Source organism: Microbacterium sp. 22303, from assembly GCF_052045265.1.
Taxonomy (GTDB): domain Bacteria; phylum Actinomycetota; class Actinomycetes; order Actinomycetales; family Microbacteriaceae; genus Microbacterium.
The window spans coordinates 700,453-721,889 of the sequence record NZ_JBQEOQ010000002.1; the positions used below are offsets into that span (position 1 = coordinate 700,453).

20 protein-coding genes are annotated in these 21,437 nt (G+C 71.3%); 11 read left to right on the forward strand and 9 right to left on the reverse strand.

What is annotated here, in order from left to right; all coding sequences use genetic code 11:
- Nucleotides 1–174 precede the first annotated feature (174 nt).
- From ACTJI8_RS08900 to ACTJI8_RS08915, 4 genes are all read left to right on the forward strand, one after another.
- Complete coding sequence (locus ACTJI8_RS08900; protein ID WP_440733062.1) at nucleotides 175–1,656, forward strand: glycoside hydrolase family 1 protein; 1,482 nt, start codon at nucleotides 175–177, stop codon at nucleotides 1,654–1,656.
- 36 nt (nucleotides 1,657–1,692) lie between these two features.
- Entirely contained in the window at nucleotides 1,693–2,760 is a 1,068-nt protein-coding gene (locus ACTJI8_RS08905) for a LacI family DNA-binding transcriptional regulator (protein WP_440733211.1), read from the forward strand.
- Nucleotides 2,761–3,021: 261 nt separating this feature from the next.
- Nucleotides 3,022–4,431, forward strand: coding sequence for a histidine kinase (locus ACTJI8_RS08910; protein WP_440733063.1), 1,410 nt, complete (start codon nucleotides 3,022–3,024; stop codon nucleotides 4,429–4,431).
- Nucleotides 4,431–5,057 (forward strand): response regulator, encoded by a 627-nt coding sequence (locus ACTJI8_RS08915; RefSeq protein WP_440733064.1) that lies wholly within the window; start codon nucleotides 4,431–4,433, stop codon nucleotides 5,055–5,057. The genes ACTJI8_RS08910 and ACTJI8_RS08915 overlap by 1 nt, the downstream gene beginning before the upstream one ends.
- 136 nt (nucleotides 5,058–5,193) lie before the next feature.
- Here the strand turns inward: ACTJI8_RS08915 and ACTJI8_RS08920 are convergent, their stop codons facing one another.
- A complete protein-coding gene (locus ACTJI8_RS08920; protein ID WP_440733065.1) occupies nucleotides 5,194–6,252 on the reverse strand; it encodes a hypothetical protein in 1,059 nt (352 codons plus the stop codon).
- An 11-nt stretch (nucleotides 6,253–6,263) separates the two neighbouring features.
- Nucleotides 6,264–7,139, reverse strand: coding sequence for a DUF1266 domain-containing protein (locus ACTJI8_RS08925; RefSeq protein WP_440733066.1), 876 nt, complete (start codon nucleotides 7,137–7,139; stop codon nucleotides 6,264–6,266).
- A 105-nt stretch (nucleotides 7,140–7,244) separates the two neighbouring features.
- On the opposite strand from ACTJI8_RS08925, the gene ACTJI8_RS08930 reads away from it, so the two are divergent.
- Nucleotides 7,245–8,030, forward strand: a complete 786-nt coding sequence (locus ACTJI8_RS08930; protein WP_440733067.1) for a TetR/AcrR family transcriptional regulator — start codon at nucleotides 7,245–7,247, stop codon at nucleotides 8,028–8,030.
- Nucleotides 8,031–8,043: 13 nt separating this feature from the next.
- On the opposite strand, the gene ACTJI8_RS08935 is transcribed toward ACTJI8_RS08930, so the two are convergent.
- Together ACTJI8_RS08935 and ACTJI8_RS08940 are read right to left on the reverse strand one after the other, a co-directional pair.
- Nucleotides 8,044–9,390 carry a uracil-xanthine permease family protein gene (locus ACTJI8_RS08935; protein ID WP_440733068.1) on the reverse strand — a complete coding sequence of 449 codons (1,347 nt, stop codon included), beginning with the start codon at nucleotides 9,388–9,390 and terminating at the stop codon, nucleotides 8,044–8,046.
- Nucleotides 9,391–9,646: 256 nt separating this feature from the next.
- Complete coding sequence (locus tag ACTJI8_RS08940) at nucleotides 9,647–10,522, reverse strand: phosphoribosylaminoimidazolesuccinocarboxamide synthase (protein ID WP_440733069.1); 876 nt, start codon at nucleotides 10,520–10,522, stop codon at nucleotides 9,647–9,649.
- Between the two features lie 60 nt (nucleotides 10,523–10,582).
- Here ACTJI8_RS08940 and ACTJI8_RS08945 point away from each other — a divergent pair, with 60 nt between their 5' ends.
- The 3 genes from ACTJI8_RS08945 to ACTJI8_RS08955 all read left to right on the forward strand — a co-directional run bounded on the left by ACTJI8_RS08945 (nucleotide 10,583) and on the right by ACTJI8_RS08955 (nucleotide 13,340).
- Complete coding sequence (locus ACTJI8_RS08945; protein WP_440733070.1) at nucleotides 10,583–11,164, forward strand: GNAT family N-acetyltransferase; 582 nt, start codon at nucleotides 10,583–10,585, stop codon at nucleotides 11,162–11,164.
- 84 nt (nucleotides 11,165–11,248) lie between these two features.
- Nucleotides 11,249–11,860 (forward strand): PadR family transcriptional regulator, encoded by a 612-nt coding sequence (locus ACTJI8_RS08950; RefSeq protein ID WP_440733071.1) that lies wholly within the window; start codon nucleotides 11,249–11,251, stop codon nucleotides 11,858–11,860.
- Nucleotides 11,853–13,340, forward strand: a complete 1,488-nt coding sequence (locus ACTJI8_RS08955) for a DHA2 family efflux MFS transporter permease subunit (RefSeq protein WP_440733072.1) — start codon at nucleotides 11,853–11,855, stop codon at nucleotides 13,338–13,340. The genes ACTJI8_RS08950 and ACTJI8_RS08955 overlap by 8 nt, the downstream gene beginning before the upstream one ends.
- A gap of 175 nt (nucleotides 13,341–13,515) precedes the next feature.
- On the opposite strand, the gene purD is transcribed toward ACTJI8_RS08955, so the two are convergent.
- Nucleotides 13,516–14,793: a phosphoribosylamine--glycine ligase gene (gene purD / locus ACTJI8_RS08960; protein ID WP_440733073.1), complete on the reverse strand. Its 1,278-nt coding sequence runs from the start codon at nucleotides 14,791–14,793 to the stop codon at nucleotides 13,516–13,518.
- Nucleotides 14,794–14,849: 56 nt separating this feature from the next.
- On the reverse strand, nucleotides 14,850–15,551 hold the full coding sequence (locus ACTJI8_RS08965; RefSeq protein ID WP_440733074.1) for an NUDIX hydrolase: 702 nt from the start codon (nucleotides 15,549–15,551) through the stop codon (nucleotides 14,850–14,852).
- Nucleotides 15,552–15,589: 38 nt separating this feature from the next.
- Between ACTJI8_RS08965 and ACTJI8_RS08970 the strand changes: the two genes are divergently transcribed.
- Both ACTJI8_RS08970 and ACTJI8_RS08975 read left to right on the forward strand, forming a co-directional pair.
- Entirely contained in the window at nucleotides 15,590–15,958 is a 369-nt protein-coding gene (locus ACTJI8_RS08970; protein WP_440733075.1) for a sterol carrier family protein, read from the forward strand.
- A gap of 45 nt (nucleotides 15,959–16,003) precedes the next feature.
- Nucleotides 16,004–16,321, forward strand: a complete 318-nt coding sequence (locus tag ACTJI8_RS08975) for a potassium transporter Trk (protein ID WP_440733076.1) — start codon at nucleotides 16,004–16,006, stop codon at nucleotides 16,319–16,321.
- 45 nt (nucleotides 16,322–16,366) lie between these two features.
- On the opposite strand, the gene ACTJI8_RS08980 is transcribed toward ACTJI8_RS08975, so the two are convergent.
- The 3 genes from ACTJI8_RS08980 to ACTJI8_RS08990 all read right to left on the reverse strand — a co-directional run bounded on the left by ACTJI8_RS08980 (nucleotide 16,367) and on the right by ACTJI8_RS08990 (nucleotide 20,088).
- The gene (locus tag ACTJI8_RS08980; protein WP_440733077.1) at nucleotides 16,367–16,966 is read right to left on the reverse strand and encodes a zinc-binding alcohol dehydrogenase; all 600 of its coding nucleotides are present in this window, start codon (nucleotides 16,964–16,966) and stop codon (nucleotides 16,367–16,369) included.
- Between the two features lie 144 nt (nucleotides 16,967–17,110).
- The gene (locus ACTJI8_RS08985; protein ID WP_440733078.1) at nucleotides 17,111–18,361 is read right to left on the reverse strand and encodes a serine hydrolase domain-containing protein; all 1,251 of its coding nucleotides are present in this window, start codon (nucleotides 18,359–18,361) and stop codon (nucleotides 17,111–17,113) included.
- Nucleotides 18,358–20,088, reverse strand: coding sequence for a biotin carboxylase (locus ACTJI8_RS08990; protein ID WP_440733079.1), 1,731 nt, complete (start codon nucleotides 20,086–20,088; stop codon nucleotides 18,358–18,360). The genes ACTJI8_RS08985 and ACTJI8_RS08990 overlap by 4 nt, the downstream gene beginning before the upstream one ends.
- Before the next feature lie 229 nt (nucleotides 20,089–20,317).
- On the opposite strand from ACTJI8_RS08990, the gene purM reads away from it, so the two are divergent.
- Nucleotides 20,318–21,433 (forward strand): phosphoribosylformylglycinamidine cyclo-ligase, encoded by a 1,116-nt coding sequence (gene purM / locus ACTJI8_RS08995; protein ID WP_440733080.1) that lies wholly within the window; start codon nucleotides 20,318–20,320, stop codon nucleotides 21,431–21,433.
- Nucleotides 21,434–21,437 lie beyond the last annotated feature (4 nt).

Consider the following 21,437-nt stretch of genomic DNA (forward strand, 5'->3'; position numbering starts at 1 on the left):
CGGCTCGCCCCCGGACGGTGCGGTGAACGGGTGAGGGATGTACTGCGGAGAATCCGCTGAGCGCTGTTGACAGTCGTGGGAGCGCTCCCATAGCCTGTCCGGAATGCGCGGCAACCCGCCGACGACCCGCGCGCACCGCCTTGAAGCCGCCACCATGAAGGAGCGTCCGCCCGCATGAGCACCGTGGATCCGTCCGCCCGCCGATTCCCCGACGGCTTCCTGTTCGGTGCCGCCACCGCCGCCTACCAGATCGAGGGCGCCGCCTTCGAGGACGGCCGCACCGCGTCGATCTGGGACGCCTTCGCCCGCGTGCCGGGCGCGGTGCACGACGGCGACACCGGCGACGTGGCGTGCGACCATTACCACCGCTATGCCGATGACGTGAAGCTCATGGGGGAACTGGGCCTGCAGGCCTACCGCTTCTCCACGTCGTGGGCGCGCGTGCGGCCCGACGGCGGTGCGGTGAACCCCGCCGGGCTCTCGTTCTACGACCGCCTCGTCGACGAGCTGCTCGACGGCGGCATCGTGCCGTGGCTCACGCTGTACCACTGGGACCTGCCCCAGGCGCTCGAGGAGAAGGGCGGCTGGACCTCCCGCGACACCGCGGAGCGCTTCGTCGAGTATGCGCTCAGCGTGCACGATGCCCTCGGCGACCGCGTGCAGCACTGGACCACGCTGAACGAGCCGTGGTGCTCCTCGTTCCTGTCCTACACCGCGGGCGTGCACGCGCCGGGCAGGCTCGGCATCGAGGACGGCATGCTCGCCGCACACCACCTGCTGCTGGCGCACGGCCGCACGATCCGGGCGCTGCGCGAACGGGATCCGCAGCTCGACCTCGGCATCACGCTGAATCTGACGGTCGCCGATCCTGCCGACGCGCGTGACCCCGCCGACGTCGATGCCGCGCGCCGCATCGACGGGCAGTTCAACCGCTGGTTCCTGGATCCGGTCCTCCGCGGCGCCTACCCGGCCGACGTCGTCTCCGACATCCGCGAGGTGGATCCGGTCGCCGTCCGTCGATGGGCCGCCGCGATCCACGAGGGCGACCTCGACACCATCGCCGCGCCGCTGGACTGCCTGGGCATCAACTACTACCACGGCGAACTGCTCTCGGGCACGCCGCAACCGGGCAGCGAGGGCACACCGCACGACGGCGGCGGAGAGGGCGAGAACGCGCGTCGCACGCGTTCGCCGTTCCCCGCCGCCGACGACGTGCACTGGGTCGAGCGCGGGCTGCCGCGGACGGGCATGGACTGGGAGGTGCAGCCCGAAGGCCTCACCCGGCTGCTGCGCCGGATCGGCACGGAGTACGCACCGGGGCTTCCGCTGTACGTCACCGAGAACGGCGCGGCCTACGACGACGTGCTCGAGGGTGCTCGGGTGGACCCTGCGACGGGGCACAGCACAGGCGGCGCCGTGCACGATTCGGAGCGGGCGATGTTCCTGCGCGAGCACATCGCGGCGACCTACGACGCGATCGACGAGGGCGTCGACGTGCGCGGTTACTTCGCGTGGTCGCTGCTGGACAACTACGAGTGGTCGTTCGGCTACAGCAAGCGCTTCGGGATCGTGCGGGTCGACTACGACACCCAGGCGCGGATCGTGAAGGACTCCGGGCGCGAGTACGCCAGGATCATCGCGGCCCGGGCGGTCTGAGACGTGGTCGCCAGGTCTCGCGCCGGTGCCGGACGCATCGGGCCGGCGGCACCGGGATCCCCATCGGGAGAGGGAACCACGGATCGGACGGCGTCCGGACGGGCCACGATCGAGGAGGTCGCGGCGGCGGCAGGGGTCTCCCGGTCGACCGTGTCGCGGGTCGTGAACGGGTCGACCGCGGTGAGCCCGCACGCGCTCGCGGCGGTGCAGGACGCGATCGCCCGGCTCGGCTACGCGCCGAACCGCGCGGCGCGCTCGCTCGCCCTGCGCCAGACCCACGCGATCGCGCTCGTCGTGCCCGAGGACACTCGGCGCTTCTTCGGCGACCCCTACTTCGGCGCGGTCGTCGCGGGGATCAGCGACCGGGTCGCGCGCTCGGACTACATCCTGAACCTGCTGATCGCGAGCGATGACCCGGGCGGCAGGATGACGGGCTTCGTGCGCAACGGAGGCGTGGACGGCGCGATCATCCTGTCGCACCACAACAGCGACGCCTTCGTCGACCGCATCGTCGAGGCCGTGCCGGTCGTGTTCGGCGGACGCCGCACGAACGGCCGTGACGACGACTGGCTCGTGGACGTGGACAACGTCACGGGCAGCAGGCAGGCCGTCGACCACTTGCTGGCCACCGGGCACCGACGGATCGCGACCGTGACAGGGCCGCTGTCGATGGCGGGCGCCGTGGATCGGCTCACCGGCTTCCGCGAGCGCCTCGCCGAGGACGGTCTGGAGCCGTTCGCCGAGATCGCCGGCGACTACTCCGAGGCCAGCGGGGTGCGGGCGGCCCAGGAGCTGCTCGACCGCGCCGCCGAGCCGGGCGGAGGGCTGCCCGACGCGGTCTTCGCCGCCAGCGATCTCATGGCCCGGGGCGTGCTGCGTACGCTCCGCGGCGCGGGCGTGCGCATTCCCGAGGACGTCGCGATCGTCGGCTTCGACGACTCACCCGTGGCCCTGTCGACGGATCCGCCGCTCACCACGATCCGCCAGCCGATGCACGCCCAGGGCGAGGCACTCGCGGGCGTGCTCATCGATCGACTGACCGGATCCGCTCCGCCGCACCGCACGACCCTCGGCACCGAGCTGGTGGTGCGCGGTTCGGCGTGACGCGCGGACCGAATTCAGGATGGATTCGGCTTCGGAGCCGGAAACGCGGCGTGTGGACGTGAACACGGGCGATCCAACCTGAATACGGCACGGAAGGTGTTGGTGTGTTGTGTTGCAGGCGCCGACCGGCGGCGGGCAGCGGGCGGGCAGGCGGTCTGCGGCGTACGACGTCCGCCGGCGGCAGGCGGCAGCCGCCCTGGGCGCGGAGCCATAGCCGATCGGATGATGCGGTTCCGAGCGCGGCGTTCGTAGGCTGAGCCCATGCGATCGCGGACCGAGCTGCAGGACGAGAGGCCCCTCGGCGACGGCGTGCGGGGCATTCTCGCTCCCGTGCGATTCGGGCGCGCGCTGCAGGTCGTGCTCATCGCGCTGATCGTGGTGAGCGCGATCCGCTACCTGCTTCGCCACGGCGAGGGCGAGAACGCCGTCCTCGTGCTCGCCGGCGCCGCCCTGCTCACCGTGACCGCCGTACTGCAGGGCCTGGTGCCGCGTCGCGGCGTGTGGCCCGCGGCATGGGCGCTCGTGGCGTGCGCGCTCTGGGCCGTGCTCACGCTGGTCGCGCCGTCGTTCGGCTGGTGTGCCGTTCCGCTCGCCTTCGCGGTGCTGCAGATCCTGCCGTTCTGGCTGGCGACGGCGGCGATCACGGCGATGACCGCGGTCGTGATCGTCGCAGAACTGCGCCTTTCCTCGCTGTTCGACCCGACGCTCGTCGCGGGCCCGATCGGCATCGCGTTCGCCACGATCTTCGCCTACCGCGCACTCGACCGCGAGGCGCGCGCCCGGCAGCAGCTGCTCGACGAGCTCACCGCGACGCAGGCGGACCTCTCCGCCGCGCAGCACCGTGCGGGCGCGCTCGCCGAACGCGCCCGCCTGTCGCGTGAGATCCACGACTCCGTCGGGCAGGACCTGTCCAGCATCAACCTGCTGCTGCAGGCGGCCGAGCAGGGCTGGGAGCGCCGCCCCGACACCGCCAGGGAGCAGGTGCGCTCGGCCGCCGGCACCGCCCGGTCGGCGCTCGACGAGGTGCGCCGCGTGGTGCGCGACCTCGCCCCCGGCGAGCTCGAGGGCGCCGCCGGATCCCTCCCCGCCGCCCTCGCCCGCGTGGTCGAGGAGGCGTCGGGGCGCGGCGTCGACGTGCAGTTCCGCAGCCACGGCACCGCCACGGAGGTGCCGCTGCCGGTGGCGTCGGCCATCATCCGCACGGTGCGCGGCGCCCTCGCGAACGTCGCCGAGCACGCCCGCGCGACCCGGGCCGTGGTGAGCCTGACCGCCCAGCCGGACGAGCTGCGCCTGGACATCCGCGACGACGGGGTCGGCTTCGACGCGCGGCCCGCCGCGATGTCGGCCAGGGCGGCACAGCGACGAGCGGCCGGCCGCGGCCAGGGCATCCCCGGCATGGCGGAGCGGATCGCTCAGCTGGGCGGCGAGCTGCACGTCGAGAGCGCTCCGGGGGAGGGCACGACGCTGTCGCTGGTGTTCCCGCTCAGCGCCGACGGAACCCGAGCGGAGCCCGGATCCGGTGCGAGGACCGGATCCGATCCCGCGGCCGGTTCCGATCTCGCAGCCAGTTCCGATCTCGCAGCGGGTTCCGATCCCGCGAGCGGATCCGACACGAAGAGCGGATCCGACACCGAGAGCGGATCCGACGCGGATCCGCAGGAGGAGACCTGATGACCCTGCGGATCGTGCTCGTGGACGACCATCCCGTCGTGCGCGCCGGCGTGCGCGCGCTGCTCGAGTCGAGGGACGGCCTCGTGGTCGTGGGCGAGGCGTCGAACGCCGCCGACGCCGTGCGGGCGGTCGAGGCCGAGCGGCCGGATGTGGTGCTCATGGACCTCAGCCTGGGTGACGGCGAGAGCGGCATCGCCGCGACCGGGCGGATCCGGGCGCTGCCGGAGCCGCCGGCCGTGCTCGTGCTGACCACCTACGACAGCGAGTCCGACATCCTGCGCGCGCTGGACGCCGGTGCCGCCGGATACCTGCTGAAGGACTCCCCGCCGGATCAGCTGTTCGCCGGCATTCAGGCGGTCCACCGGGGCGAGCCGGCCCTCGCCCCCTCGGTGGCGGCGGTGCTCATGCGCCGTGCCGCCTCGCCGGAGCCGCGCATGACCGAGCGGGAGGTCGAGGTGCTCGAGCTGCTGGCCGATGGGCTCGGCAACCGCGAGCTCGCCAAGGCGCTGTTCGTGTCGGAGGCGACGGTGAAGTCGCACCTCTCGCACATCTACGGCAAGCTCGGCGTCGACACCAGGGCCGGCGCCGTCGCCGCGGCGATCGAGCAGCGCATCATCCGGCGCTGAGCGCGGCGGGCGCAGGGCGCGCTTATCATCGGCGCCGACCCGCCCGGTCGCAGACGCCGAGACGCCCCGTCCCTGCCGTGCACAGCAGGGGACGGGGCGTCGGTCGCCGATCCCCCCAAGAGATCAGCGCCTGCGGTCACCCCCCTGATCGCAGGATCGCCCCGCCGAACAGCGCGAACGCCGTGATCCCTGCGGAGAGGATCACCGCCGCCGATACGCCGGCCACGGCCAGCAGGGACACGCCCTGTCCGCCGAGGCGCTGTCCGCCCAGCCCGATCGCAACTCCCTCCGGTCGTACGATCGGGCCGGTGCTCTCGTCGCGGTACGGCCCCGTGCGTGCCGCGAAGCGTCGGTGCAGCTCTTCGGCGAGCTGCACGGTTCCCTGCATCACGTCCGGTCGATCGAACCGGGTGCTGCCGGGCAGGTACACGTAGGCGCGATCCTCGACGAGTTCGATCTCGGCACCGGATCCGAGATCCAGGATCCGCGCCATCAGATCGGGCGTGAAGATGTAGAGCGCGTCACGCTGATACCCCTCGGGCACCAGCAGCTGGAACGTCGACGCGAAATGGCCTTCCAGATCCATCCGTGCCCCGCCCAGACCCAGGGTGGGCACGATGCTGCGGCGGCGGTTGCGCAGCACGATGTGCGGAACCTTCGCAGGCAGCGGCAGCTCGACGAAGGCGAAAGGGCGCTGCACGGTCGCGGCCTCGTCCCGGCCGCCGACCGAGCGCGCGATGCCCAGCTCGAACGGGATGCGTTCGTCCTCCGACGCGACCACGCCGCGCTCGATCGAGCGGCGCATGCGCGTGAACGCCGAGCCGGGTCGGCGGGTGCCCTGCAGCAGGTCGGCGTAGGCCCACCCGTTGCCCCACGCGAACATCGCCAGGCGCGTGCGGCGGGACAGGCCCACGGCGTACCAGACGAAGCCGACCGCTCCCATCACGCCGTAGAGGGCGCCGAACACGGCGATCAGCGGCACCCGCGCGAGCATCCCGATCGAGCCGAGCCACCAGAGCGCGGCCACGATCGCCGTCGTGAGCAGCAGCACGCCGGCGAGCACCGCGACGAAGCGCCGGTGCAGGGGGATGCGCGCCGCGCGCTCGTAGGCGAGCAGCGTGCGCATTCCCGGTGACGTCCGCAGTGCGGAGAGATCGACCCGGATCGGCTCCGCGGTGCGCGGATCCGTGCTCATACGGCCCTCGCTCACCCGATTCGCCAGGGCAGCGACGCCCACGGCCCGTTGCGCTTCGCGGTCGCGGCCGCCTTGAACTCGGACCAGCCGTCGCCGAACTTGTCGAAGGTCTTCTCGCCGATCACGCCGTCGCTCCAGTGCATGACGCGACCCGTGATGTAGCTGAGGCCGAAGTCGGCCCACGAGGAGAACGCCGGGCGTCCCTCCTCGTTGATGCGGTGGATGATCGCTCGCGCCTCGGGGATGTCGGCGTGGCCCAGCGCGACACCCCAGGTCGCGAGTGCGACGGCCTGGCCGAGCGCGTAGCCGTCGAGCGTGCGGACGTAGACGTCCGGCGTCACGATGTCCTTGCCGACGAGCTTGCGCACCTGCCCCTCGACGCCCTCGATCGCGGCGACGAAGGAGCGGGCATCGCGCTTGTCGCCGCCGGCCTCGATGATCGCGGACGTCCACTCCTTGCTCTTCGGCACGCGACCGAGCCGGCCGGCCAGCTCGGCGCGGATCGCCAGGCAGGTCACCCACACGTCGCGTCGGCGCCGGCCCGTGACGAGACGTTCGATGCCGGCGAGCCACTCCTCACGCGTCGCCACGCCCCACATCTCGACGAGCCGCTTCTTCTCCCCGTCGCTGAGCGCGGACGCGGTCGGATCGTTCCACGGCCCGGACGGCTGGTTCACGATCTGCAGGAAGCCCAGCGCGATCTCGTTCGCCTCGCGGTCGTCGGTCGGGTACGCCTCGGAGGGCTTCACCTTCGCGGCCGGCATGATCCACACGACGAGGAAGAACAGCACGACGACACCGACGATCACCCACACCCACCACTGGGCGAAGAGCCAGCCGATGATGCTGCCGAGGTCGTTCAGATCCACGCGCGCGCTGCCGTGCATGAAGGCGCCTCCAGTCTGGGGGGAATCGTAGGTTGAACACTTGTTCAGTGATTAATGTAGCGAAAGGATCCCTCACCCGGAAAACGGATCCGGAAGGCACGTCGCATGGCACGCTCCCCGGAGCAGAACCGCGTCGCCAGGGAGCGCTCCCGCGAGAGCCTGCTCGAGGCGGCGATCGACGTCTTCGCCGAGCGCGGGATCGACGGCGCGACGATCGCCGACATCACCGGACGCGCGGGCGTCGCACAGGGGCTGGTCAACTACTACTTCGGCGGCAAGGAGCAGCTCGTCCAGGCGGTGATCGACCGCTGGTTCGAGATGCTGCTCGGCATCGCACACGGCGGGGCGGCGGCCGACCCCGGGAGCGCGGCCCGAGGCGAAGAGATCGCCGCGCGGCCTGAGCCCGAGTCGGAGCCGGCCACCGAGCCCGAGCAGCCCGAGTCGGAGCGAGTGCCGCCGCCGTCGGCCGCGTCGCTCCCTCCGGAGGTGCGGCTGGCAGCCATCATCGACACCGCGCTCGGCATGACCGCCGTCGCCCTTCCGTTGCAGCGCGTGGTCATCGCCCTGCAGCAGCAGCCGACCACGCGAGCTCTGTTCGCCGAGGGGGAGCGGCGGCACATGGCAGGGGTCATCGCCGCGGAGGACGCGGTGCGCTCGATCTTCCGCGACCGCGGCGACGCGGATCCGGCGCTCGAGGAGATCATGCTCCGCAGCGTGCTCGACGGCATCGTCGGGCAGCGCATCATGTACGGCGACTCGTATCCGCTCGAGGAGGCGCGCCGCTGGGTGCACCGCCGCTACGGTCTGCCGGAGCCTGAAGCGCCGCTCCCCGGAATGACGAAGCCCACGCCCGGCTCGGGATCCGAGCTGCGGGCGCGGGCTTCGCGCTGAGCAGTCGCGCGGATCAGGCCGGGTCACCGCCCATCGGCCCCACGGCCTCGAGCGGACGGGGGCCGTCCGCACCGGTCTTGCGCAGCCGGGCGATCGCGTTGCCGCCGTGATAGATGATGATCGCCGCCACCGTGGCGATGACGATGCCGCCGAGCATGAAGCCGGAGTCCTTGATCGCGATCGAGAAGCCTCCGACGGCGATGATGAGCGCGACGGCGGCGGTGTACTGGTTGACCGGGCGGGAGAAGTCGACGCGGTTGTCGACCCAGATCTTGATGCCGATCACGCCGATGAGGCCGTACAGCCCGGTCGTGATGCCGCCGAGCACGCCCGCGGGTACCGAGTTGATGATCGCCCCGAACTTCGGGGAGAGGCTGAGCAGGATCGCGGCGATGCCGGCGACCCAGTACGCGGCGGTCGAGTACACCCTGGTCGACGCCATGACGCCGATGTTCTCGCCGTAGGTGGTGGTTCCGGATCCGCCGAAGAAGCCGGCGATCGTGGTCGAGACGCCGTCGGCGATGAGCGCCTTGCCGGTCTGCTGGTTGATCTCCGGGTCCTCGACCATGGTCGCGACGCCGCGCACGTGGCCGACGTTCTCGGCGATGAGCACGAGCACGACGGGGAGGAACATCGCGATGCCGCTCCACACGCTCGGGGTGCCGAAGTCGGGGAAGTGGAAGGTGGGAAGCCCCACCCACGCGGCCTTGTCGACCGCCGAGAAGTCGAGCTCGCCGCGGAAGCCGGCGAAGATGTAGCCCGCGATCACGCCGAGGAAGATCGAGATCCGCCCCAGGAACCCGCGGAACAGCACCGCGAAGATGATCGTGATCGCAAGCGTGAAGGTCGCGGTGACGGGCGCCTTGGCGAAGTTGCCGTACGCGGCGCCGGCGAGGTTGAACCCGATCAGCGCGACGATGGTGCCCGCCAGCACCGGCGGCAGGAACCGGTCCACCCACTTCACACCGGCGACATGCACCACGACGCCGATGAGCGCGAGCAGCACGCCGACCGCGACGATGCCGGCGAGGGCGGCGCTGATCCCACTGTCGCCTCCGGTCGCGTGGGCGGCGGTCGCGGCGGTCACCGGGGCGATGAACGCGAAGGAGGATCCCAGGTAGCTCGGCAGCTTGTTGCGCGTGATCAGCAGGAACAGCAGCGTGCCGACGCCGCTGAACAGCAGGGTCGTCGGCACCGGGAAGCCGGTGAGGATCGGCACCAGGAAGGTCGCGCCGAACATCGCCACGACGTGCTGCACGCCGATCGCGATCGTGGCGGGCCAGTTCAGGCGCTCATCGGGGTGGACGACGGCGCCGGGTTCGACGGTGCGTCCGTTGCCGTGGATCTTCCACAGGGCCATGCGGGCTCCTCGGGATCGGGGGGAGGGTGCTGTGGAAACCCTATCCTGGGCGTTCCCTGGGAGCAGGGATCCCCGTCGCCCGGCCCCGCCGGCGACACGGCCCCGCAGACACGCGGCCTCGTCGCTGCGCGGCGCCCGGCCGGCCGTTCGCGCCGAAATCAGGAGGAATGACCGAGATCAGGATCCTTCCGCGCGAAACGTCCTGTTCTCGGTCACTTGTCCCGATCTCGGCACGCGGCGGCCGGTACGCGACCCGTCAGGCCGTCAGGCGCTGCAGCAGCTCGGCGTAACGCGCGGCGGTCTGGGCGACCACCTCGTCGGGCAGCACGGGCGGGGTGCCCTGCTTGTCCCAGTGCGCGCTCAGCCAGTCGCGCACGATCTGCTTGTCGAAGCTCGCCATCCGCTCGGCAGGGGTGGATCCGGTCCGCCACGACTCCGCGTCCCAGTACCGGGAGGAGTCGCTGGTGAGCACCTCGTCGGCGAGCCGCAGCACACCGTCGGCATCGACGCCGAACTCGAACTTCGTGTCGGCGAGGATCAGTCCGCGCTCCTCGGCGATGGCCGCAGCCCGGCGGTAGACCGCGAGGGAGGCGTCCCGCAGCTGGGCGGCGCGCTCGGCGCCGACGAGCTCGGCGGTGCGCTCGAACGTGATGTTCTCGTCGTGCTCGCCCATGGGGGCCTTGTACGCCGGGGTGAACAGCGGCTCGGGCAGCCGGTCGCCGTTCTGCAGGCCGGCGGGCAGCGCGATGCCGCAGACGGTCCCGCTCTGCTGGTACTCGGCCCAGCCGGATCCGGTCAGGTATCCGCGCACCACGCATTCGATCGGCAGCATCTCCAGGGACATCGCGAGCATCGCGTGGTTGGCGACCTCGGCCGGGATGTCGCCGTCCACCAGGTGGTTCGGAATCGGATCCGGTCCCTCTGCGAGCCGGTCGAACCACCAGCGGCTGAGCGCGGTGAGCAGGGCGCCCTTCTCGGGGATCCCCGGCTCGAGGGCGAAGTCGAAGGCGCTCACGCGGTCGCTCGCGACGACGAGCAGGCGCTTGTCGGCCGGATCCTCGGGGGCGTACAGATCGCGGACCTTGCCGGAGTAGAGGTGACGCCAGCCGGAGAGTTCGAGGGGTGTGCTCACGCGTCCATTATCGCGGTGGCCGGAGCCGGCGATGTCCGTGGCGACGCGTAGGTTGCTCTCGTGAGCGCCGCCTTTCCCCCCGAGACCACGACCGACCGCCTCCTGCTGCGTCGACCTGTCCCGGGCGATCTCGCATCGGTGTTCGCGATCCATGCGGATCCGCGGGTTTGGACGCATTTCCCCAGCCTGCGGCCCACCGATCCCGACCAGATCCAGACGATGATGGCGCGGTGGGGGCGCAGCTGGGAGGGTGCGGGGCTCGGCACCTGGACGGTGTTGCTGCGGGGGACCGGCGAGATGATCGGCAACGGCGGATGCATGCTGCTCACCGCCGAGGGCGATGACCCCGCGGCGGGCGTCTGGAACCTCGGCTACCGGCTCTCGGCCGAGCACCACGGTCACGGCTATGCGACCGAGCTGGCGCAGGCGGCGCGGGCGGCTGCTGCCGAGGTCGCGCCCGAGCGTCCGGTGATCGCCTACCTCGTCGAGCACAACCGCGCGTCCGCGGCGGTCGCGGAGAAGGCGGGTCTGACTCTCGTGCACCGCGCGCCGGACGTCGGGAATCCGGATCCCGCCGTGATGCGCCTGGTCTACGCCGATCGCGAGCTCACCTCCGCCCAGCTCGCCACGGCGCTGCGATGAGCGACGGCTCCGGGCTGGCGTCGGCTGTTGTTTCGGCGTATAGTCCTATCCGACTAGTCCATATGGACTAGTCGGGACGGAGTGATGGTGAAGGATCCGGCGCTCACCCCCCTGGGGGTGATGGTGCTCGCCCTGCTGAGCGAGGGCGACATGCACCCTTACGAGATGGCGCGGCTGCTGCGCGCCCGTCGCGACGACAGGATCATCCCGATCTCCAACGGCACGCTCTACCACACGGTCGCCCGCCTGCACGGGCAGGGGCTGCTCGAGGAGGTCGGCGTCGATCGCGACGGCAACCGCCCCGAACGCACGACCTACGCGGTCACGGCGGCCGGCGCGGACGCGGTGCGCGAATGGGTGCGCCGCGAACTCGGCGGCAGTCGGCGGCAGACCCCGTTCCGCGTCGCCCTGGCCGAGGCGCACAACCTCGACCGGGACGAGGCGGTCGACCTGCTCACTCAGCGGCTCGGGCTGCTCCGGCAGGAGCTCGACACGATCTGCGGCGCGCTGGACGGCGCCGCGACGCGCGACGTGCCGGAGCAGTACCTCCTCGAACCGTTCCGACACCGCCTGATGCTGCAGGCGGAGATCGACTGGCTCGACACCCTGATCCCCCGGATCTCGTCCCCCGACTTCGCGTGGGGGCCGGATCCGGACCACCTTCTTGCCAAGCGAAAGGCACACCAGAATGGCTGAAACCATCGGTACGTCGACCGGCGCCTACGCCGCCGGCCACAAGCCGAAGAGCCCCTGGCCCGCCCTCTGGGCGCTGGTCATCGGCTTCTTCATGATCCTCGTGGACACCACGATCGTCTCCGTCGCGAACCCGGCCATCAAGGCTGCGCTCGACCCGAAGACCAACAACCTCGACAACGTGGTGTGGGTGACGAGCGCCTACCTGCTCGCCTACGCCGTGCCGCTGCTGATCACCGGCCGCCTCGGCGACCGGTTCGGCCCGAAGAACATCTACCTCATCGGTCTGACGATCTTCACCCTGGCCTCGCTCGGCTGCGGTCTCTCCGGCACGCTGGAGATGCTGATCGCGTTCCGTGCCGTGCAGGGACTCGGCGCCGCGCTGATGACGCCGCAGACCATGGCGGTCATCACCCGCACGTTCCCGGCCGAGCGCCGGGGCGCCGCGATGGGGCTGTGGGGCGCGACGGCGGGCGTCGCGACGCTGGTGGGCCCGCTGGCCGGCGGCCTGCTGGTGGACGCCTTCGGATGGGAGTGGATCTTCTTCATCAACCTTCCGGTCGGCGTGATCGGCTTCGTGCTGGCCGCGGTCCTCGTCCCGCGGTTGAAGACGCACGAGCACCGGTTCGACATGGTCGGCGTCGTTCTCAGCGCCCTCGGGCTGTTCCTCATCGTCTTCGGGCTGCAGGAGGGGCAGCACTACGACTGGGCCGGATGGATCTGGGCGATGATCGGCGCGGGCGTCGTGGTGATGGCGATCTTCATCTGGCAGCAGGCGAAGACCCGCAGCGAGCCTCTGGTGCCCCTCGGCCTGTTCCGCGACCGCAACTTCTCGGTCGCGAACTTCGGCATCGCCGCCGTCGGCTTCACGGTGACCTCGATGTCCCTGCCGATGATGTTCTTCTACCAGCTCGCCCGCGGCCTCACGCCGACCGAGGCGGCGCTGCTGCTGATCCCGATGGCGGTGCTGTCGGGCGTGCTCGCCCCCATCGCGGGCCGCATCCTGGACCGGGTGGATCCCCGCGTCTTGCTCGTGCCGGGCCTCGGCCTGACCACGGTCGCGCTGATCTGGTACGGACTGCTGATGAACCCGGACACCCCGATCTGGATGTTCCTGCTGCCGTCGGCGCTCATGGGCATCGGCCAGGCGGGGATGTGGGGCCCACTGGCCACCACCGCGACGCGCAACCTCGCTCCGCGCCAGGCGGGCGCGGGTGCCGGCATCTACAACACCACCCGAACGATCGGATCCGTCCTGGGATCGGCAGCCATCGCCGCCCTCATGCAGGGCCGACTCGAGGCGAACCTTCCGGGTGCGGCCAGCCACGGCGGCGACTTCGGCACGGGCAAGCTGCCCGAGTTCGTGGTGGCGGGGTTCTCGACCGCCATGGCGCAGTCGATGATCCTGCCCGCCACCGTGCTCTTCCTCGGCGTGATCGGGATCCTGTTCATGCAGCGTCCGGAGCACCTCGTGAAGCGCTGACGCAGCGCTCGTCTCGTCCGCGCCCTCTGAGCGCCGATACCCCGCCTGAGCGCCGATACCCCCTCGTACGGACGATCGTACGAGGGGGTATCGATGATGCGAGGGGGCGTCGGCGTTCGCGGTCGGCGTCTCGCGGGCCTTGTGCAGACCAGGCCCGTGCGCGCGTGCGGGCGGGCTACTGCGCGACGCGGGCGGCGATGTCCGTGCGGAAGTGCGCACCGTCGAGGCGGATCCGGCCGATCGCCTCATAGGCGCGGGTGCGCGCGTCGGCGAAGTCGGATCCGGTCGCGACCACGTTCAGCACCCGGCCGCCGGTGGCGATGAGGTTGCCGCCCGGTGCGTCGGGGCCCGCGGTCGCCGCGTGCACGATGCCGACGCCCTCGACCGCCGCGGCCTCGGCCAGGCCCTCGATCGGGCGGCCGGTCTGCGGCGCCTCGGGGTAGCCCTCGCTCGCGAGCACCACGGTGATCGCGACGTCGTCCGAGAACTGCGGCTGCGGCTGGTCTTCGAGCGTGCCGGTGGCTGCCGCGAGCAGCAGCCGCGACAACGGGGTGCGCAGGCGCGGCAGCACGACCTGGGTCTCGGGGTCGCCGAAGCGCGCATTGAACTCGATCACGCGCACGCCGGCGGGGGTGAGGATGAGGCCGGCATAGAGCAGGCCGATGAACGGCGTGCCCTCGGCGTCGAGCTGCTTCACGACGGGGAGGGCGACGGTGCGGGTGACCTCCTCGACGAACGCCGCCTCGCTGCCGAACTGCTCGTCGAGCCAGGGCAGCGGGGAGTAGGCACCCATGCCGCCGGTGTTCGGCCCCTCGTCGCCGTCGAGGGCGCGCTTGAAGTCCTGTGCGGGGCTCAGGGCGCGCACCGTGTCGCCGTCGCTGAGGAAGAACAGCGAGACCTCGGGTCCGGTGAGGAACTCCTCGATGAGCACCGGCCCGTGCGGCAAGTAGTGCTCCGCGTGCGCGAGGGCGGCGGCGCGGTCGGAGGTGACGATCACGCCCTTGCCCGCGGCCAGGCCGTCGGCCTTCACGACGTACGGCGCACCGAGATCGTCGAACGCGGCCTCGACCTGGGCCGTCGAGCTCGCGCGCACGGCACGGCCGGTCGGCACGGAGGCCGCCTCCATGATCCGCTTCGCGAACGCCTTGGACCCCTCCAGCTGCGCGGCGGCGCGACCGGGGCCGAAGACGGGGATCCCGTGCTCGCGCACCACGTCGGCGACGCCCGCGACGAGCGGCGCCTCGGGGCCGATCACGACGAGGTCGACGGCATGCTCATCGGCGAACGCGCGCACGGCGGAGCCGTCCATCGGATCCACCTCGACCAGGGTCGCGTGCTGCGCGATGCCGGCGTTGCCGGGGGCGCAGAGGATCTCGTGCCCCTTGTGCTCCGCACGCAGGGCGAGGATGATCGCGTGCTCACGGGCACCGGAACCGAGGACGAGGATCTTCACCCCGCAAGCCTACCGAGCGCGCGCATGCCGATGACGGCCGTGCGGCGCCCGGTCGGTCACACCTCGAGCCGGATCGGCCTCTCATCGGCGCGGTTCCACGGCAGGGTCCACCCCGCGGCCTCGAAGACGCCGTCGAGAACCATCGCCGTGAAGCCCCACACGATGGTGCCGTCGACGTCGAAGGCGGGCCCGCGGAAGGTCTGCCCCATCCGCGTGAGGGTGGACGTGAACCGGGTGGCCGGATCCAGCAGCGTGGCCACCGGCACGCGGAACACCTGCACGGTCTCGGCATGATCCACCGCGACCACGCGCGAGGGCTCCCGCCACCAGCCCAGCACCGGGGTGACGAGGTGGTTGCTGGCGGCGAGGGGGATCTCGGGCAGAGTCGCGAGGATCTCGACGCCGGCCGGATCCAGTCCTGTCTCCTCCTGCGCCTCGCGGAGGGCGGTCGCGGCGGGATCCGGATCCGCGTCCTCCCGGCGTCCGCCGGGGAACGAGACCTGGCCGGGGTGCGAGGAGAGCGTCGCCGCACGACGCTGCAGCAGCACGTCGAGGTCGGCCGGCACGGTCACGGCGTCCGCATCGGACGGCTCGTCGTCGAGGCGGCCGAACAGGATCAGCACGGACGCGGCGTGCGCGTCGTCGTCGACCCCGGGGAAGCGGCCCAGTCCGAGTGCGCCCTTCGCCGCCGCCGCGAGCAGGTCGGCGCGCGCCCCGGCTGCGGTGTCCGTGGCGGGCGTCTCGGCGGAGGAAGTCATCGTGCCGAGCCTATGCCCGGCGTGCCTAGCATGGACCCATGGCGAGCAGGATCGACACGACGGCGGGGCGCGCGGCGCTCGAGGCGGCCCGCGCCGCGCTCACGGCCGGGGAGAAGCCGGCCCGCTCCGACTACGCCACAGCCGTGCGCTACCTGTTGCAGCTGCTCGACGAGAAGGCTCCGGGCAACAGCGTCGAGGTGCGCGTGCCGCCGTTCGGTGCCGTGCAGGTCGTGCAAGGGCCGCGGCACACGCGGGGCACGCCGCCGAATGTCGTCGAGCTGGATCCCGCCACGTGGATCGCCGTCGCGATCGGATCCGAGACCTGGGCCGCCGCCGTCGATGCGGGCCGCATCCACGCCTCCGGCACGCGCGCCGACCTGACCGAGCTGCTGCCGCTGCGGCCCTGATCATCCGCCGGATCCCCGCACAGGTGCGCGTGGGACAATGGATTCATGAGCACGTCGCAGCCGCATCGCACGCCCGAGATCGAGATCGCGCGCGTTCGTCGAGCGCCGCGCTGGGGCGTCTTCCTCGGCATCGGCGTGGGCCTGGGCGTCGTTCTCGCGTTCCTGCTGACCGTGTTCGGCAACTTCGGCGCCTCGGAGGCCACGCAGGTCTCCTACCCGTTCGGCCAGGTGTTCGGCTTCCTGCTGCTGTGGACCGTGCCGGCCGGCATCGCCGTGTTCGGCGTCATCGCACTGCTGCTCGAACGCGCCGCCCGCCACAGCGAGCGCGTGGTGCGCGTCGACCACGAGACCGTCGTCGAGTAGCCCGCGCGGGAGCGCGAGCGCAGAGGTCGAGTAGTCCGCGCGGACTCACGCCACTTCGGCGATGACGGGGCGGATGGCGCTGTCGAAGTCGACCGGGTCGTGCCGGAGGCTGTCGGTCACCGCGATGCTGAACGCCCCGATGCGCCAGATTCCGCGCTGCGCGAGCGGCAGCACGTGCACGTTCAGCTCGAAGGAGTGCGCGCGGCGCCCGGTGTCGCGCTCGAACTCCGCGAGCGCCGCGGCGTATGCCCGATACGGATCACCGGTGCCGGAGACGGACCGGGAATAGCGCTGCTGCGCCTCGTTCGCGTAGCGCACCACCTCGGCGGCGAGCGGGGCGATCGCGGTGCGCAGCCGCTCGGCTCCGACGGCGGGGAGCGCGACGATCGTGTCGAAGCCGTCGATGAGCTCGAGCGGAGCGGCGGACGGGTGCGTCTCCGGCTCGACCGTCATGTCCCAGTACGCCCGCCATTGCCGTTCGAGCACGTCGTCCGCCCCGGCGTCGTCGAAGGCGCGCAGCGGATGATCCCTCAGCGTGGGAAGCTCGGCGGGGGTCCGTACGCCGAGCCGCTGGCGCAGCGCGAGTGCGACGAGCACCGGGATCCCGGCCTCCTCGCGCACCAGCCACTGCGGCTTGTCGACCATGGCCCCATCGTACGGATTCCGGGGCCTCGCGGGGCGGCTCGATTCACGATTCAGGGAGCGACGTCCGTCCTGATCCGTGCAGGAACAGGACCGGCATCGCTCCCCGAACCGGAAATGCGGATCCGGTGCCGCGAAACGCGCCGGTCAGCCGATCGTTCGGGCGACGGCGTCGAAGGCTTTGATCGTCCACAGCAGCCGCTCGGCATCCTGCGGCGTCGGCCAGCTGGAGAGCTTGGCGGCGACGACGTTCGCGGCACGGTTGACGTAGATCATCTGTCCGTGGATGCCGAGCGCGAGGAAGACGTCGGACCCCGGGTACGGGAACCAGAACCCGTTGCGGTACATGCCGCCGGGCATGAGCGTCGGCTCCGCCGCGTTCGCGAACGCCGCGCGGGAGTCGGGTGCGCCGGCCATGGTCTCCGCGATCCAGGACGAGGGAAGCACCTGCTTCCCGTCCATCGCTGCGCCGTCGCGGAGGAACAGCGTGCCGAAGCGCAGCAGATCCCGCAGGGACGCCGAGACGCCGCCGTCGAACATGCCCGCACCGACCGCGTCCACGCCGACGTTCGCGCCGAACTCCGCCCCCATCGGACCCCACAGCCGCTCGGACATGAGATCGGCCGCGTGCACGCCGGTCGCGCCCTCGAGCACGAACGCGAGCGCGTCGGTCTCGCACGACTTGTAGTCGAAGCGGCCGCCGTGCGGGCCGTCCGCGCCCAGCGTCGCGAGGAAGTCGCGCAGCGTGCCAGGGGTGTCGGGGTGCCTGCGCGGCGCCCAGCCGATGGCCTCCTCGAGCAGGCGGACCTCGGCGTTCTCGTCCAGATACGCCTCGGAGAACCGCACGCCCGTGCGCATGTCGAGCAGGTCGCGCACGCGTGCGCCCTCGTAGCCGGATCCGGCCAGCGCCGGGACGTAGGCGGTGACCTGCGCTCCCGCATCCAGCGCTCCGGCGCCCATGAGCGTGCCGGCGACGGCCGTCGTGAGCGACTTGCTCACCGACATCAGCAGGTGCAGCACGCTCGCTGACATCGTGCCGGTGTACTGCTCGCCCATGACCGCGCCGTCGCGCGAGACGATCCATCCGTCTGTGAAGGTCGAGGCCATCACGTCCTCGAACGGCGCCGAACGCGGCTCCCACGGGTGCGGGACGTCGATGTGGCTGAGATCGGCCGGCACCGAGGGCAGCGCGAGCGTGCGGCCTCGCGAGGAGATCTCGTGCACCGGCAGGAAGTCCGCCATGTGCTGCATCGACCAGCGCAGGTTGGGCTCCTGCTGCCAGGCCTCGAGCGGGGGGATGAACCCGTCGATCGGTCGCGGGCCGTCCGGTGCACCGCCCGCCGCCGGTATGGTGCCGTTCCAGGTGTCCGTCGACGGGGGTGTCACATCACCGCTCATGGTGTCGGTTCGGTTCCGATCTGCTCGTGCTCGTCGATCTCCGCCGCGGGCGGCAGCGGCGTGGCCGCGTACATCGCCCGGATGGACTCGATGAGATGCTTCGCGCGGATGGACAGGCGCCCTGTGGGCGTCTGCAGCCGGCCTTTGGTGACCAGGATCCCCAGATCCGCGCCCTTCCAACGGTAGTCGCCCGGGCCGTAGATCCGCAGGAAGAACGATTCCGACTCGCTGCCGAGCAGGTGCCAGTCCAGGTCGCCCTGCGAGAATGCGAGGCGACCGTACGCATCCAGCACGTAACGGCCGGTGGGCGGAGCCACATCGATGTGCTCCACGGTCGGATCCGTGTGCTTGATGATCATGTGGCTCCACTGGTCGGCGGCGGCGAGCTCCTCCCAGCGGTCGTTGATCTCGTCGACGTCGAGGTCGAACTCCACCCCGGAGAACTCGAGCAGGTGGAACACGAACAGCGGGATGTCGGCGTACGCGCCCGCGGTCACGTTCGTGATCGCGGAGGCGCCGGAGATGCGCGGGTTCAGCTCGCCCAGGTACACGTCGCCGGTGTCGGTGTCCAGCAGCACGTCGACCTCGAAGAAGCCCCGGTAGCCCTCCGCGCTCAGCGCGTCGCCCAGCTTGCGCACGAGGCTGGTCGCCGCATGCCGGGTGGGCTCGTCGAGCACGCCCGGGAACATTTCGTTGCCGGCCCAGCCACCGCGATACGGGGTGAGCTCCTTGTGCCCGGTGATCTCGGTCATGAACGGGCCGACGATCGTGCCGTGCCGGGTGAGCACCGCCTCGACGGCGATCGGGCGGTTGTTGATCCGCTTCATGACCTTGATCTCATGGCCGATCACGTCGGCCGCGTTCTTGTCGAACGAAGCGCGGTCGGTGACGAAGTACGTGGTCTTGCCCGAATCGCCGTAAGCGGTCTGAACGACGAGGTCGGATCCGAGACCGGCCTTCTCGGCCTGCGCCATCAGGTCCTCGAAGGACTCCGCCTTCGTGATCACGTTCGGCACGCTGGGCACGCCGACGGAGTCCGCGATCCGGGTGGTCACCATCTTCGAGTCGAGGCGCTCCCGCAGTGACGCCTTGGGCAGGATCAGCTCGTAGCCGAGCTCCTCGCAGATCGCCTCGGTCTCCTCGTCGAAGAACACCAGCGCGATGCGCGGCTTCTCTCCCGCCGGAGTGAGTCGGGCGATGTGCGCTCGCACCTCGTGGTGGCGCAGCAGCCAGTTGTTGATCTGCTCGCCGCTCTCCCACTCGATGTACGGCTTGTGGATCGGGCTGAACACGCGCGGATGCGCGCCCTGCCAGCTGTCGTAGTAGGCGATGTACGAGAATCCCCGCACCCAGCGATCCAGGCCCAGCAGGTTGAACGACGACGCGCCCACGAAGAAGATCGGGGTGCGGTTGGTGCGGAAGAAGTGCCGGATCTCCGACATGTTCCGCAGGCCGTGACGACGGACCGGCGGCTCCCCGGGAGCGATCTCGGGATCGAGCGTAGGGGCGGCCACCGGCAGCGGTCCGGTGTTCGACGACGTGGTGGGCATCGGTACCGGCTTGCGGGCGCGTGATCGCGATGCGCCGGCTGTCTTCGCCGCGGGCGTGACCGGAGCCTTCGCGGCCGCAGCACTCGCCGCGCGGCGACGCGGCGCCGATCTCTTCACGGCGGCCGCCTCCTCCGCCGGAGCAGGTGCGGATCCCTTGTCCTTCTGAGTGCGTGCCACGATCGTCCTCTCCACTTGCCACCGCACGGCATCGTTGCCGTGCGGTCTCACATCCAGCGCGTCACACGCCTTCAGGGGTCTCTCAGGATCGGGGGAGTCAAGTATTACCAGGTCCGCAGACGATGCACCAGGACATTTCGGATCGGTCCGTCCGACCGCCCTGCGGGCGGGCCGGGACGGCGGCGGTCTCCCGGGTCTTCGCACAGTCGCCCGCCGGTAGGATTGACGGGTGTCCTCCCGCACCTATGCTGAGGCCGGCGTCGATACGGCAGCCGGCGATCGCGCCGTCGAACTCATGAAGTCCGCCGTCCGTGCCACGCACGGACCCGAGGTGCTCGGCGGGGTCGGCGGATTCGCCGGTCTCTTCGACGCCTCCGCCCTGCTCGGCTACCGCCGGCCGCTGCTCGCCTCGAGCACCGACGGCGTCGGCACGAAGGTCGCCATCGCGCAGGCGATCGACAAGCACGACACGATCGGGCACGACCTGGTCGGCATGGTCGTGGACGACATCGTCGTGGTCGGCGCGAAGCCGCTGTTCATGACCGACTACATCGCCTGCGGCAAGGTCTTCCCCGAGCGCATCGCCGACATCGTGCGCGGCATCGCCGAGGCGTGCGAGCTCACCGGCACCGCCCTCGTCGGCGGTGAGACGGCCGAGCACCCGGGGCTCCTGGGCGTCGACGACTACGACGTCGCGGGCGCGGCGACCGGCATCGTCGAGGCGGACCGGATCCTCGGTTCCGAGCGCGTGCGGGACGGCGACGTCGTGCTCGCCCTCGCCTCGAGCGGCCTGCACTCGAACGGCTACTCGCTCGTGCGGCACATCCTCGCCAAGGCCGGCATCGGCTACGGCGACCGCGCCGACGACCTCGGCGCGACCTGGGGCGAGGCTCTGCTGACCCCCACCCGCCTCTACACGACTCCGCTGCTCGCCCTGACCGACCGGTTCGAGGGCGCCGTGCACTCGCTCAGTCATGTCACCGGCGGCGGCATCGCCGCGAACCTCGCGCGCGTGCTGCCGCAGGGATCCTGGGCCGAGGTCGACCGCTCCACGTGGTCCCCGGCCCCGGTGTTCCGTGCGCTGAGCGATCTGGCCGGCACCTCGCTGGAGTCCAGCGAGGGCACCTGGAACCTCGGCATCGGCTTCCTCGCGGTCGTCGACGCCGCCTCCGCCACCGCGATCGCCGACGCGCTCACGGCCGGGGGCATCGACACCTGGCAGGTCGGGACGGTGCGGCTCGATGCCGTCGCCGCACGCCCGGCCGGCGATTTCGAGCAGGGCGCCAAGGGCGTCGACGGTGGTGCCGTGCGCCTGGTCGGCGCCTACGCGGACGGAGCGAACTGACCTC